The sequence below is a fragment of the Pseudomonas sp. LAM2023 genome, from assembly GCF_016620375.1.
In the GTDB taxonomy this organism is placed as follows: Bacteria; Pseudomonadota; Gammaproteobacteria; order Pseudomonadales; family Pseudomonadaceae; genus Aquipseudomonas; species Aquipseudomonas anuradhapurensis.
On record NZ_JAENHV010000026.1, the window covers coordinates 493,308 to 506,426 of the forward strand.

At 64.0% G+C, this 13,119-nt stretch carries 8 protein-coding genes and 4 tRNA genes; 6 read left to right on the top strand and 6 right to left on the bottom strand.

Going from position 1 to position 13,119, the window contains the following annotated elements; genetic code table 11:
- Positions 1-164 precede the first annotated feature (164 nt).
- Entirely contained in the window at positions 165-1,250 is a 1,086-nt protein-coding gene (locus JKP78_RS17200; RefSeq protein WP_325166808.1) for an AraC family transcriptional regulator, read from the top strand.
- A gap of 82 nt (positions 1,251-1,332) precedes the next feature.
- On the opposite strand, the gene JKP78_RS17205 is transcribed toward JKP78_RS17200, so the two are convergent.
- The 4 genes from JKP78_RS17205 to JKP78_RS17220 all read right to left on the bottom strand — a co-directional run bounded on the left by JKP78_RS17205 (position 1,333) and on the right by JKP78_RS17220 (position 1,833).
- Positions 1,333-1,409 (bottom strand) — tRNA-Asp (locus JKP78_RS17205).
- A gap of 13 nt (positions 1,410-1,422) precedes the next feature.
- A tRNA-Val gene (locus tag JKP78_RS17210) sits at positions 1,423-1,498 on the bottom strand.
- 169 nt (positions 1,499-1,667) lie between these two features.
- Positions 1,668-1,744 (bottom strand) — tRNA-Asp (locus tag JKP78_RS17215).
- 13 nt (positions 1,745-1,757) lie between these two features.
- A tRNA-Val gene (locus tag JKP78_RS17220) sits at positions 1,758-1,833 on the bottom strand.
- A 216-nt stretch (positions 1,834-2,049) separates the two neighbouring features.
- Here JKP78_RS17220 and rdgC point away from each other — a divergent pair.
- From rdgC to sugE, 3 genes are all read left to right on the top strand, one after another.
- Positions 2,050-2,970 carry a recombination-associated protein RdgC gene (gene rdgC, locus JKP78_RS17225; RefSeq protein ID WP_200627059.1) on the top strand — a complete coding sequence of 307 codons (921 nt, stop codon included), beginning with the start codon at positions 2,050-2,052 and terminating at the stop codon, positions 2,968-2,970.
- A gap of 179 nt (positions 2,971-3,149) precedes the next feature.
- Positions 3,150-4,127: a bile acid:sodium symporter family protein gene (locus JKP78_RS17230; protein ID WP_200627060.1), complete on the top strand. Its 978-nt coding sequence runs from the start codon at positions 3,150-3,152 to the stop codon at positions 4,125-4,127.
- Positions 4,128-4,297: 170 nt separating this feature from the next.
- On the top strand, positions 4,298-4,615 hold the full coding sequence (gene sugE, locus JKP78_RS17235) for a quaternary ammonium compound efflux SMR transporter SugE (protein WP_170028748.1): 318 nt from the start codon (positions 4,298-4,300) through the stop codon (positions 4,613-4,615).
- Between the two features lie 9 nt (positions 4,616-4,624).
- Here the strand turns inward: sugE and JKP78_RS17240 are convergent, their stop codons facing one another.
- Positions 4,625-6,502, bottom strand: coding sequence for a 1-acyl-sn-glycerol-3-phosphate acyltransferase (locus JKP78_RS17240; protein WP_200627061.1), 1,878 nt, complete (start codon positions 6,500-6,502; stop codon positions 4,625-4,627).
- A gap of 137 nt (positions 6,503-6,639) precedes the next feature.
- Here JKP78_RS17240 and JKP78_RS17245 point away from each other — a divergent pair, with 137 nt between their 5' ends.
- A complete protein-coding gene (locus JKP78_RS17245) occupies positions 6,640-7,818 on the top strand; it encodes an MFS transporter (RefSeq protein ID WP_200627062.1) in 1,179 nt (392 codons plus the stop codon).
- Between the two features lie 201 nt (positions 7,819-8,019).
- Positions 8,020-11,496: a hybrid sensor histidine kinase/response regulator gene (locus JKP78_RS17250; protein ID WP_200627063.1), complete on the top strand. Its 3,477-nt coding sequence runs from the start codon at positions 8,020-8,022 to the stop codon at positions 11,494-11,496.
- Here JKP78_RS17250 and rmuC read toward each other — a convergent pair.
- Positions 11,468-12,841, bottom strand: coding sequence for a DNA recombination protein RmuC (gene rmuC, locus JKP78_RS17255; RefSeq protein WP_186689625.1), 1,374 nt, complete (start codon positions 12,839-12,841; stop codon positions 11,468-11,470). The genes JKP78_RS17250 and rmuC overlap by 29 nt on opposite strands.
- Positions 12,842-13,119 lie beyond the last annotated feature (278 nt).

Consider the following 13,119-nt stretch of genomic DNA (forward strand, 5'->3'; position numbering starts at 1 on the left):
GCTGTGCCGCCCTTTCGTGGGCATGCCAGCGCGCCCCAGGATTTCGCAAGGCCTGGGGGCGCAGCAGCACTGTGGGGGTGGGCTGGGCGGCGAAGATGCCGGCACTGGTGGCGCACCATGCAATGGCACGCGCGGGCATCCTGGCGCCATGCTGGAGCACATTCATGCTGATGGCAGCGGGTAGACTAGCTTTTGCAACGCTGGAAGCGTTCTACTGCGCTGCAACCCGTGAGCCGCTACTTTTCCATTCCGAGGCTAGTGTCTGCACCATGACGACCGCCCCCGCCGCTCAGGCATCACGCGCTGAGTACACGCGACGTATGAATCGCGTGCTCAACTATATCGATGCTCACCTGGAGCAACCTTTGGATGGCGCAGCACTCGCCGACGTCGCCAATTTTTCACGTTTTCATTTTCATCGGCTCTTCGCTGCCTGGATGGGCGAGACCCTGGGCAACTACATCCGGCGCAGACGGCTGGAGAAAGCAGCCCTGCGCCTTTCCGCCAGCAGCCATGAAACAGTGCTGGAGACCGCCCTGGCTTCTGGCTTCAATTCGGCTGAGGCATTCGCACGGGCCTTCAAGCTCAGGTTTGGCTGTACGCCATCGGACTGGCGGGCCAATGCTCCGCAGCGAACGGCAGCGCTGGTTGCAGCCATTGGCCAGCATCGCGCTGATGGAGAAAGCAATCCTGATCAGGTTGCGAGCAATGTGGATCAGGCACACCAGGGTGCATTCGCTGATGCTGTCGTCTCCTGTCCATTGGCAAAGGATCCCGCCATGAATGTACGCATCATCGATTTACCGGCAACGCGCGTGGCCTACCAACGTTTGATCGGCCCCTACGGCCCCGCTATCGGCGAGTTCTGGCGCAACAAGATGACGCCCTGGATGTACTCGCACGGTTTCAGCGAAGGCGTTTGCTACGGTATCGGTCATGACGACCCGTCCATCACGCCCGCCGACAAGTGCCGTTATGACGCTTGCGTCGAGGTGCCAGCCGATTTCGTCAGCAGCGGTCAGGCAGACATCCAGACCCTGCCGGGAGGGCGCTATGCGCTGTCGAGCTTCAAAGGGAGGGTGGAAAACATCGCTGACGCCTGGACGCGGCTGCTTCGCGAGTGGATGCCGTCCAACGGCCTGCAGTGTGACGACCGCCCGTGCTTTGAAAGATTTTACGCCGCTACGGCATTCAACCCGCAAACCGGTGAGTTCAGCTGCGACATCTGCATTCCGGTAAAGGCGCTGTAGAAGCGCAGAAACAAAAAAAAGCGACCCGAAGGTCGCTTTCTTTGTGACTTCCGGGTGTTCAGTAGGCCCTGGAAGTGGAATATGGCGCAGCGGACGGGACTCGAACCCGCGACCCCCGGCGTGACAGGCCGGTATTCTAACCGACTGAACTACCGCTGCGCTAAACATCGAGTGGTGGGTGATGACGGGATCGAACCGCCGACCCTCTGCTTGTAAGGCAGATGCTCTCCCGGCTGAGCTAATCACCCATGTGTCTCGGTGTGGCGCGCATTCTACGGACGACTTCGCGCTGTGGCAAGCACTTATCGATTTTTTTGCAAATTTCGATAAACACCAAAAAACAGACACAAAAAAAGCGACCCTAAGGTCGCTTTCTCTGTTGCTTCCGGGTGTTCAGTAGGCCCTGGAAGCGGAATATGGCGCAGCGGACGGGACTCGAACCCGCGACCCCCGGCGTGACAGGCCGGTATTCTAACCGACTGAACTACCGCTGCGCTAAACATCGAGTGGTGGGTGATGACGGGATCGAACCGCCGACCCTCTGCTTGTAAGGCAGATGCTCTCCCGGCTGAGCTAATCACCCTTCGTCTCGGTGTGGCGCGCATTCTACGGACGGCTTGCTACCCTGGCAAGCGTTTTTTGAACTTTTTTCAAAAAAAATTCCAGATCTTTCAAAGACCTAGCGCTGCCGGGCATTTTCCTGGCATGCAGATAGCTGCTGGCCCTCTGACAGGGTTGGCCTCGGAGCACCGCTCGGAGAATAATGCCCGCCTTATGCATTAAGGAGAGATTGCCCCTCATGTGGTTCAAGAACCTGCTGACCTACCGCCTGACCCAGGAAGTCCCGCTCGAGCCTGAAGCGCTGGAAGCGGCCCTGGCCAGCAAGCCGGCCCGCCCCTGCGCCAGCCAGGAGCTGACCACCTATGGTTTCGTCGCGCCATTCGGCAAGGGCGAAGACGCTCCCCTGGTGCATGTCAGCGGCGAGTACCTGCTGATTGCCGCGCGCAAGGAAGAACGCATCCTGCCCAGCAGCGTGGTCAATGACGCGGTCAAGGAAAAGGTCGAAGAGATCGAGACCGAGCAGATGCGCAAGGTCTACAAGAAGGAACGCGACCAGATCAAGGACGAGATCATCCAGGCCTTCCTGCCGCGCGCATTCATCCGCCGCTCGATGATCTTCGCCGCCATCGCCCCGCGCCTGGGGCTGATCCTGGTCAACTCGGCCAGCGCCAAGCGTGCCGAAGACCTGCTGTCGACCCTGCGCGAAGTGATGGGCTCGCTGCCCGTGCGCCCGGCCACGGTGAAGATCGCGCCAACCGCCACCATGACCGACTGGGTCAAGTCGCAGCAGGCCGCCGAAGGCTTCTACGTGCTGGACGAATGCGAACTGCGCGACACCGCCGAAGACGGTGGCATCGTGCGCTGCAAGCGCCAGGACCTGACCGGCGAGGAAATCCAGCTGCACCTGAGCACCGGCAAGGTGGTCACCCAATTGGCCCTGGCCTGGCAGGACAAGCTGTCGTTCGTGCTGGACGACAAGATGGTGATCAAGCGCGTGAAGTTCGAGGAGCTGCTGCAGGAGCAGGCCGAACAGGATGGCGGCGATGAAGCTGCACAGCAGTTCGACGCCAGCTTCCAGCTGATGATGATGACCTTTGCCGAGTTCCTGCCGACGCTGTTCGAGGCGCTGGGTGGCGAGGAGATTCCGCAAGGGGTCTGACGGCCATGGAATGCCGGTGCTGGCATGGGGAAGATCCTCGGACAGCACCGGCCCAAGCGCCGGCAAGCCAGCTGCCACAGGTACGGCACAGGTCTGATATTGGGCCGTACCTGTGGCAGCTGGCTTGCCGGCGATTGGGCCCTTGAAATTACAAAGCCATAACAAAAAGGACTTGCCCCATGCGTGCCCTCGCCGCCCTCAGCCGCTTCGTCGGCAACACCTTCGCCCTGTGGGTACTGGTATTCGCCGTGCTGGCCTTCCTGCAACCACAATGGTTCGTCGCCCTCAAGGTGGCCATCGTGCCGCTGCTGGGCCTGGTGATGTTCGGCATGGGCCTCACCCTCAAGCTCGACGATTTTGCCGCCCTCGCCCGTCAGCCCTGGCGGGTGATGCTGGGCGTGGTCGCGCACTTCGTGATCATGCCGGGCATGGCCTGGCTCCTGTGCCAGCTGTTCCAGCTGCCGCCGGAAATCGCCGTAGGCGTGATCCTGGTCGGCTGCTGCCCGAGCGGCACGGCGTCGAACGTGATGGTCTGGCTGTCACGGGGTGACCTGGCGTTGGCGGTGGCGATTGCCGGAGTGACTACCCTGCTCGCGCCGCTGCTGACCCCGGCACTGATCTGGTTCCTCGCCTCGGCCTGGCTGCCGGTATCCTTCATGGACATGTTCTGGTCGATCCTGCAGCTGGTGATGCTGCCGATCGTGCTCGGCGTGCTGGCCCAGCGCCTGCTCGGCAGCAAGGTGCAAGCAGCGGTGCAGGTGCTGCCGCTGGTGTCGGTGGTCAGCATCGTGATGATCGTCTGCGCAGTGGTGGCGGCCAGCCAGGCGAAAATCGCCGAGTCCGGGTTGCTGATCATGGCCGTGGTAATGCTGCACAACAGCTTCGGTTATTTGCTCGGTTACCTGACCGGCAAGCTGTGCAAGCTGCCGCTGGCCCAGCGCAAGGCGCTGGCGCTGGAGGTGGGCATGCAGAACTCCGGCTTGGGCGCGGCCCTGGCAGCGGCGCATTTCTCGCCATTGGCGGCGGTGCCGAGCGCGTTGTTCAGTGTTTGGCACAATATTTCCGGGGCGCTGCTGTCGACCTGGTTCCGGCGCATGGGTGAGCCTGTGGTTGAAGCTGAAGCTGAAGCTGAAGCTGGGGAGCCTGCCAGGCATTGATGTTACCCGCGCTGGGCCGCTTCGCAGGTATCCCGGCGAAGAGGCCCAGCGCAGGCTTGCCCAGAGAACTGTCTGCGTGCACCATGGTGCCCACTGTGAGGACGACCTCACGACGCAGCGCGTGATCATCCCGGGGACGGCCCCATCCTTCGCAACGATGGAGACGCACCATGTCCTGGATCATCCTGTTCTTCGCCGGCCTGTTCGAGGTTGGTTGGGCGGTCGGCCTGAAATACACCGATGGCTTCAGCAAGCCGCTTCCCACCGTACTCACCGTCGCCGCCATGGCCATCAGCCTGGGCTTGCTGGGCCTGGCCATGAAGGAACTGCCGCTGGGCACCGCCTACGCCATCTGGACCGGCGTCGGCGCGGTCGGCACGGTGATCGCCGGCATCCTCCTGTTCGGCGAGTCGATGGCCCTGGTACGCCTGGTCAGCGTGGCGCTGATCATTGCCGGCCTGGTCGGCCTGAAAGTCAGCGCCAGCTGACACCCGCCACTAGCGCAGGTCGCCGCGCAGGCGGCTGACCTGCTCACGCAACGCTTCTGGTTGCGCGGCCTCCACCGGGATGGCGGCGCCTGCCACGATGGTTACCCGTGACCACAGGCGCTTGAAAAAGCCCTTGCCCGGGTCACGGCTGAAGAAGCTGCCCCACAGCCCCTGCAAGGCCAGCGGAATCACCGGTACCGGTGTTTCGGCGAGGATGCGGTTGACGCCGCCCTTGAACACATCGATTTCACCATCCCCGGTCAGCTTGCCCTCCGGGAAGATGCACACCAGCTCGCCATCCGCCAGGTACTCGGCAATCCGGCTGAAGGCGCGCTCGTAGGTGGCCAGGTCTTCGTTGCGCCCGGCAATCGGGATGGCACCTGCGGTGCGGAACACGAAGTTGAGCACTGGCAGGTTGTAGATCTTGTAGTACATGACAAAGCGGATCGGCCGACGGATCGCCCCACCGAGCAGCAGCGCGTCGACGAACGACACGTGGTTGCACACCAGCAATGCCGCGCCTTGCTCGGGAATGCGCTCGAGGCCGCGGTGCTGCACGCGGTACATCGAATGGCTGAGCAGCCAGATCAGGAAGCGCATGGTGAACTCGGGCACGATCCTGAAGATGTACACGTTCACCGCGATATTGAGCAGCGACACCACCAGAAACAGCTGCGGGATGGTCAGCTTGGCCAGGCCCAGCAGGGCAATGGTGAGCAGCGCCGATACCACCATGAACAAGGCATTGAGGATGTTGTTGGCGGCGATCACCCGGGCACGCTGGTCCTCGGCAGTGCGCGCCTGGATCAGCGCATACAGCGGCACGATATAGAAGCCACCGAACACGCCAAGGCCGACGATCGACAGCAGGATCCACCAGGCCTGGCCCATGCCCAGCAGCGCCAGCCAGTCGTGCGCTGCCGCGGCGGCCGGCACATCGCCGGAGTGCCACCACCACAGCAGGCCGAACAGGCTCAGGCCGAACGAGCCGAACGGCACCAGGCCGACTTCCACCTTGCGTCCGCTCAGCCGCTCGCACAGCAGCGAGCCCAGGGCGATGCCGACCGAGAACAGCGTCAGCACCAGGGTCACCACCGTACCGTCACCGTGCAGCCAGTCCTTGGCATAGGCCGGGATCTGGGTAAGGTAGATGGCCCCGACGAACCAGAACCACGAGTTGCCGACGATCGACCGCGACACCGCCGGCGGCTGGCCCAGGCCCATGCGCAGGATCGCCCAGGACTGCCTGAAGATGTTCCAGTCCAGCGGCATTTGCGGCGAAGCGGCGGCAGCCCGCGGGATCCAGCGGCTGGCCAGGTAGCCCAGCAGCGCCGTGCCGACCACGCCGCCGGCCACCACCGTGGCATAGCTGTCGGCCGACATCATCACCCCGGCGCCGATGGTGCCGGCGAGGATGGCCAGGAAGGTACCGGTTTCCACCAGCCCGTTGCCGCCGACCAGTTCTTCTTCGCGCAAGGCTTGCGGCAGGATCGAGTATTTCACCGGGCCGAACAGCGCCGAATGCGTGCCCATGCCGAACAGCGCCACCAGCATCAGCGCCAGGTGGTTGGTGATGAAGCCGAGCGCGCCGACGGCCATGATGGCGATCTCGGCCAGCTTGATCGCGCGGATCAGCGCGTCCTTGGCGAACTTCTCGCCAAACTGCCCGCCCAGCGCCGAGAACAGGAAGAACGGCAGGATGAACAGCAAGGCGCACAGGTTGACCCAGATCGAACGGTCGCCGTCGCCCAGGCTGAGCTTGAACAGGATCGCCAGGATCAGCGACTGCTTGAACAGGTTGTCGTTGAACGCACCCAGCGACTGGGTGATGAAGAACGGCAGGAAACGCCGCTTGCCGAGCAAGGTGAATTGCGAGGAATGACTCATCGTCCTTGGTCCTGGGGGCTTTTAGCATTGGAGGCGCGCCGGGCGCGACAAGCCACAAATCTGCACGGTAAATGCGCGACCTGGCAAGCGCTGGCTTATGCTGGTGCCTGGCAACCCAAGACAACAAGGACGTGGCAATGCTCGCCGCCATCAAAGGCTACCCTCACACCGTTCGCCTGCTGCTGCTCACTACCTTCACGCTCACCGTCGCCCGCGCCCTCACCTTGCCCTACCTGGTGGTGTATCTGGCCGACAGCTTCCAGCTGCCGATCAGCCAGATCGGCCTGCTGGTCGGCGGTGCACTGATCATCGCCTCGCTGCTGAGCCTGTATGGCGGGCACCTGGTGGACACCTTGCACAACCACACGCTGGTCAGCACCAGTACCCTGCTGTTCGCCCTGGCTTTCGTCGGTGCGGTCGCCAGCCGCTCGGCGCTGTCGTTCTTCGTTTGCCTGGTCCTGGTCAACCTCGCCCTGGCAGTGGTCGACATCGCCGCCAAGGCGGGCTTCTGCGCGTTGCTGCCAGTGGAAGAGCGGGCCGAGGTGTTCGCCATCAAGTACACCCTCAGCAACATCGGCTACGCCGCCGGGCCGCTGCTGGGCGTGGCCCTGCTGGAGCTGGACGGCCACCTGCCATTCATCGCCTCGGCCCTGCTTGGCCTGGGCATGAGCCTGGCCTACTGGCGCCTGGGCGACCGCGGTTTGCAGGCCAGCGCAGCGGACCAGCCCGGCGCCGGCTTCGGCCAGGTGGCTCTGGGCCTGGCCAGTGACCGTCGGCTGGTGTGCTTTACCCTCGGCGGGGTGCTGAGCGCGGTGGTGTTCGGCCAGTTCACTGCCTACCTGTCGCAGTACCTGGTGGTGACCAGCAGCCCGGGCGAGGCGGCACGCCTGGTCGGTTACCTGGTGACCACCAACGCTGTGACGGTGATTGCCTTGCAGTACCTGATCGGCCGACGCATCAGCCGCCAGCGCCTGATGCCCTGGCTGCTGGCCGGGATGGGCCTGTTCATCGCCGGGCTGCTGGGCTTTGCCCTGGCTGGGTCGACGCTGATGTGGTGCCTGGCGATGCTGGTGTTCACCCTCGGCGAAATCATTGTCATCCCCGCTGAATACATGTTCATCGACCTGATCGCACCGGAGCACTTGCGCGGGGTGTATTACGGCGCGCAGAACCTGTCCAACCTGGGCGCGGCGCTGGGGCCGGTGATGGTGGGATTTGCCCTGGTGCAGCTGTGGCCAGGGGCGATCTTCTACCTGCTGGTGTTGTCGGTGATACTGGCGGGGGTGTTCTATTGGCTGGGTACCCGCCGAGGGTGACGATGCCTGTGCCGGCTGCCACTCGGGTACCCTCGAGCAGGAGCAGGAGCAGGAGCAGGCGCAGGCGCAGGCGCCGGCACAGGTTGCAGCTGCACCCTGCGACCACCTGCCACTGCGACCATGGTCTGCGCTGACGAAGCGGCACCTGCGTGCCAGACTGGTTGATCGGGACCGCGTTATCTTTTTTGCTTCGGAGTCTTCATGTCGTTGTCCAGCGGGCTGATCGCCGTGGTCGCCCTGGCCTATATGGCCATCATGTTCGCCATCGCCTTCTATGGCGACCGCCGCAGCACGCCGTTGCCGCCGAAACTGCGTGCCTGGGTCTACAGCCTGTCGCTGGCGGTGTACTGCACCAGCTGGACCTTCTTCGGCGCGGTCGGCCAGGCCGCCGAGCAGCTCTGGGCGTTCCTGCCGATCTACCTGGGCCCGGTGCTGCTGTTGATCTTCGCCCCATGGGTGCTGCAGAAGATGGTGCTGATCAGCAAACAGCAGAACATCACCTCGATCGCCGACTTCATCGCCGCACGCTACGGCAAGTCGCAGACCCTGGCGGTGGTGGTGGCATTGATCTGCCTGGTCGGCGTGTTGCCCTATATCGCCTTGCAACTGAAAGGCATCGTGCTGGGCGTGAACCTGCTGATCGGCGCCAGCGCCGACGCCACCGGCACCCGCGTGCAGGACACCGCGCTGGTGGTATCGCTGGTGCTCGCACTGTTCGCCATCGTTTTCGGTACCCGCAGCCTGGACGTGACCGAGCACCACCGTGGCATGGTCCTGGCGATTGCCTTCGAATCGCTGATCAAGCTGCTGGCCTTCCTTGCCGTGGGCGTGTTCGTGGTGTTCAACCTGTACGACGGCTTCGATGACTTGTTCAGCCAGGCCCGCCAGTCAGTCCACCTGCAGGACTACTGGCAGGAGACCATCAACTGGCCGTCGATGGTGGTGCAGACCGCCGTGGCGATGATGGCGATCATCTGCCTGCCACGGCAGTTCCACGTCACCGTGGTGGAGAACATCGAACCCCAGGACATGCGCCTGGCGCGCTGGGTATTCCCGATGTACCTGGCGTTGGCCGCGCTATTCGTGGTGCCCATCGCCCTGGCCGGGCAGATGCTGCTGCCGGGCACGGTGATTTCCGACTCGTTCGTCATCAGCCTGCCACTGGCCGAGGCCCACCCTAGCCTGGCCCTGCTGGCGTTCATCGGCGGCGCCTCGGCCGCCACCGGCATGGTCATCGTCGAGGCCGTGGCGCTGTCGACCATGGTTTCCAACGACATGCTGCTGCCCTGGCTGCTGCGCCGGACCAACGCCGAACGGCCATTCGAGGCGTTCCGCCACTGGATGCTGTCGGTACGCCGGGTGACCATCGTGGTGATCCTGCTGCTGGCCTACGTCAGCTACCGCCTGCTGGGCTCCACGGCCAGCCTGGCGACCATCGGCCAGATCGCCTTCGCTGCCGTGACCCAACTGACCCCGGCCATGCTCGGCGCGCTGTACTGGAAGCAGGCCAACCGCCGCGGCGTGTTCGCCGGCCTGGCGGCCGGCATCTTCCTGTGGTTCTACACCTTGGTGCTGCCGATTGCCGCGCACAGCGTGGGCTGGTCACTGCAGCTGTTTCCGGGGCTGGCGTGGCTGCATGGCAACCCGCTGAACCTGCCGATCAGCCCGCTGACCCAAGGCGTGGTGCTGTCGCTGGCGGGCAACTTCACGCTGTTCGGCTGGGTCTCGCTGTTATCGCGCACGCGGGTGTCCGAGCACTGGCAAGCCGGCCGCTTCATCGGCCAGCAGACCAGTGCCCGCCCCAGCAGCAAGCCGCTGCTGGCGGTGCAGATCGACGACCTGCTGACCCTGGCCTCGCGCTTTGTCGGCGAAGAGCGCGCGCGGCAGAGCTTCATCCGCTTCGCCTATCGCCAGGGCAAGGGCTTCAACCCCAACCAGAACGCCGACGGTGACTGGATCGAACACACCGAACGCCTGCTCGCCGGGGTGCTCGGCACCTCATCGACACGCGCCGTGGTCAAGGCCGCCATCGAAGGCCGCGACATGCAGCTGGAAGACGTGGTGCGCATCGCCGACGAAGCCAGCGAGGTGCTGCAGTTCAACCGCGCCCTGCTGCAAGGCGCCATCGAGAACATCAACCAGGGCATCAGCGTGGTTGACCAGAACCTGCACCTGGTGGCCTGGAACCGTCGCTACCTGGAGCTGTTCAACTATCCCGACGGGCTGATCAGCGTCGGCCGGCCGATTGCCGATATCATCCGCTACAACGCCGAACGCGGCCTGTGCGGCCCCGGCGAAGCCCAGGTGCACGTGGCCCGCCGCCTGCACTGGATGCGCCAGGGCCGCGCGCATTCATCGGAACGCCTGTTCCCCAATGGCCGAGTGATTGAACTGATCGGCAACCCGATGCCGGGCGGCGGCTTCGTCATGAGCTTCACCGACATCACCCCGTTCCGCGAGGCCGAGCAGGCCCTGCGTGAAGCCAATGAAAGCCTGGAGCAGCGGGTTGCCGAACGTACCTTCGAGCTGTCGCAACTGAACCAGGCATTGTCCGAAGCCAAGAGCCATGCCGAAGCCGTGAGCCAGTCGAAGACCCGCTTCCTGGCGGCGGTCAGCCATGACCTGATGCAACCGCTGAACGCTGCACGGCTGTTCTCCGCAGCCCTGTCGCAGCAGGCCGAAGGCATGAACGAAGAGGCCCGGCAACTGGTGCAGCACATGGACAGCTCGCTGCGCTCGGCCGAAGAGCTGATCAGCGACCTGCTGGACATCTCGCGCCTGGAAAACGGCAAGATCACCCCGGACCCCAAGCCCTTCGCCCTCAACGAACTGTTCGACACCCTCGGCGCCGAGTTCAAGGTGCTGGCCGCCGAAAAAGGCCTGGAATTCCGCCTGCGCGGCAGTCGCCTGCGGGTGGAGAGCGACATGAAGCTGCTGCGGCGGGTGCTGCAGAACTTCCTGACCAATGCCCTGCGCTACGGCAAGAGCCCGATCCTGCTGGGCGTACGGCGCCAGGGTGAACGCTTGTGGCTGGAAGTGTGGGACCGTGGCCCGGGTATCGCCGACGACAAGCTGCAGGTGATTTTCCAGGAGTTCAAGCGTCTGGACAGTCACCAGACCCGCGCCGAGAAAGGCCTGGGCCTAGGCCTGGCGATCGCCGACGGCCTGTGCCGGGTACTCGGCCACACGCTGGAAGTGCGCTCATGGCCGGGCAAAGGCACGGTATTCCGCGTCAGCGTGCCGATTGCCCGCCAGGCTGCACCAGTTGCCAGTGCCCCGGCGGAACAGGCCGGTCAGCCGCTGGCCGGGCTGCACGTGCTGTGCGTGGACAACGAAGACAGCATCCTCATCGGCATGAACAGCCTGCTCAGCCGCTGGGGTTGCCAGGTGTGGACCGCACGCAACCAGGCCGAATGCGAAGCCTTGCTGGCCAAGGGCATGCGCCCGCACCTGGCGCTGGTGGACTACCACCTGGACGATGGCGAGACCGGCATCGGGCTGATGGGCTGGTTACGCGCGCGCCTGGGCGAACCGGTGCCGGGTGTGGTGATCAGCGCCGACGGCAGCAAGGAAACCCTCGCCATGGTCCACGCTTCGGGGCTGGATTACCTGGCCAAGCCGGTCAAGCCAGCGGCCCTGCGTGCCCTGCTCAATCGCCATCTGAGCCTGGTTCAGTAAGCACTTCTTCGGGCAATGCTTCGTCGGACAGCGCCCGCTCCAGCAAATCGGCCGGCAGGCTCTTGCTGGCGCGCGCCCCGAGCATTTTCAGCTGTTCGCTGCGGCTGACCAGGTTGCCGCGCCCTTCGCACAGTTTGTTGCGCGCGGCGGCATAGGCCTTGTCGACCTGCTGCAGGCGGCTGCCCAGCTCATCCAGGTCCTGGATGAACAGCACGAACTTGTCATACAGCCAGCCGGCGCGCTCGGCGATCTCGCGGGCGTTCTGGCCCTGGCGCTCCTGCTTCCACAGGCTGTCGATCACCCGCAGGGTAGCGAGCAAGGTGGTCGGGCTGACGATCACAATCTGCCGGTCGAAGGCTTCCTGGAACAGGTTCGGCTCGGCCTGCAGGGCGGCCGAGAAAGCCGCCTCGATCGGCACGAACAGCAGCACGAAATCCAGGCTGTGCAGGCCTTCGAGGCGGTTGTAGTCCTTGCTCGACAGGCCTTTGACGTGGCTGCGCAGCGACTGCACATGCTGCTTCAGCGCAGCGTCGTCGTTGCTGGCGACGAACTGCTGGTAGGCAGTGAGGCTGACCTTTGCATCCACCACCACTTGCTTGTCGCCGGGCAGCATGATCAGCACATCGGGCTGGAAACGCTCGCCGTCGCTGCTCTTCAGGCTGACCTGGGTCTGGTATTCGCGGCCCTTTTCCAGGCCGGCATGCTCCAGCACCCGCTCGAGGATCAGCTCACCCCAGTTGCCCTGGGTCTTCTGCCCCTTCAGGGCCTGGGTCAGGTTGGTGGCTTCGTCGGACAGGCGCAGGTTGAGCTGCTGCAGGCGCTCCAGTTCCTTGCCCAGCGAAAAGCGTTCGCGGGCTTCCTGCTGGTAGCTTTCCTCCACACGCTTTTCGAACGCCTGGATGCGCTCCTTCAGCGGGTCGAGCAACTGGCCGAGGTGCTGCTGGCTGGTCTGGGCGAAACGCTGCTCTCGCTCGTCGAAGATTTTCGTGGCCAGGTCGGCGAACTGCGCACGCAAGGTGTCCCGGGCTTCCTGCAGGTCTTCCAGACGCTGCTGGTGACTTTCCTGCTGTTCACGCAATTCGGCGTCCAGGCGCGCAGTCTGGGCTTCCAGGCGGCGCAGTTCGGCTTCGCGGTTGGCGCGCTCAAGGCTCCAGGCGTGGGCGGCATCACGGGCGTTGTCACGGTCGATCTGGAGCAATTCCAGCTCACGGCCTTGGGCGGCCAGCTGGGCCTGCTTGACCGTGTTGGCTTCGCTGAGGTCACTGATCTCATCGCGGCTGGCCTCCAGCTGCGCCTGCAGGCCAGCCTGGGCCAACAGAGCGGCATTGAGGCGTTCTTCAAGCAACGCCTGTTCGGCCTGCCGCGCGCCTTGGCGGCGCTGTAACTGCATGATCCACCCCAGACAGGGCAAAGCCCCTGCCACCAAGCCCAGCAGAATGCTGGCCAGATCCACTGTCATGCCTACCCCGAATGATGCTGGATGATTGCTGCGCAGCTTATCAGCAATCGTTAACGGCGCGGGTTTGGCGCAGCCACTCGATTTCTTGCATTCCGGCAAGGCGTTTGCGGCAAAATCCAAAAAATTTTCAGCGATCTTTTCTTGACGTTATCAAGTGAATGACT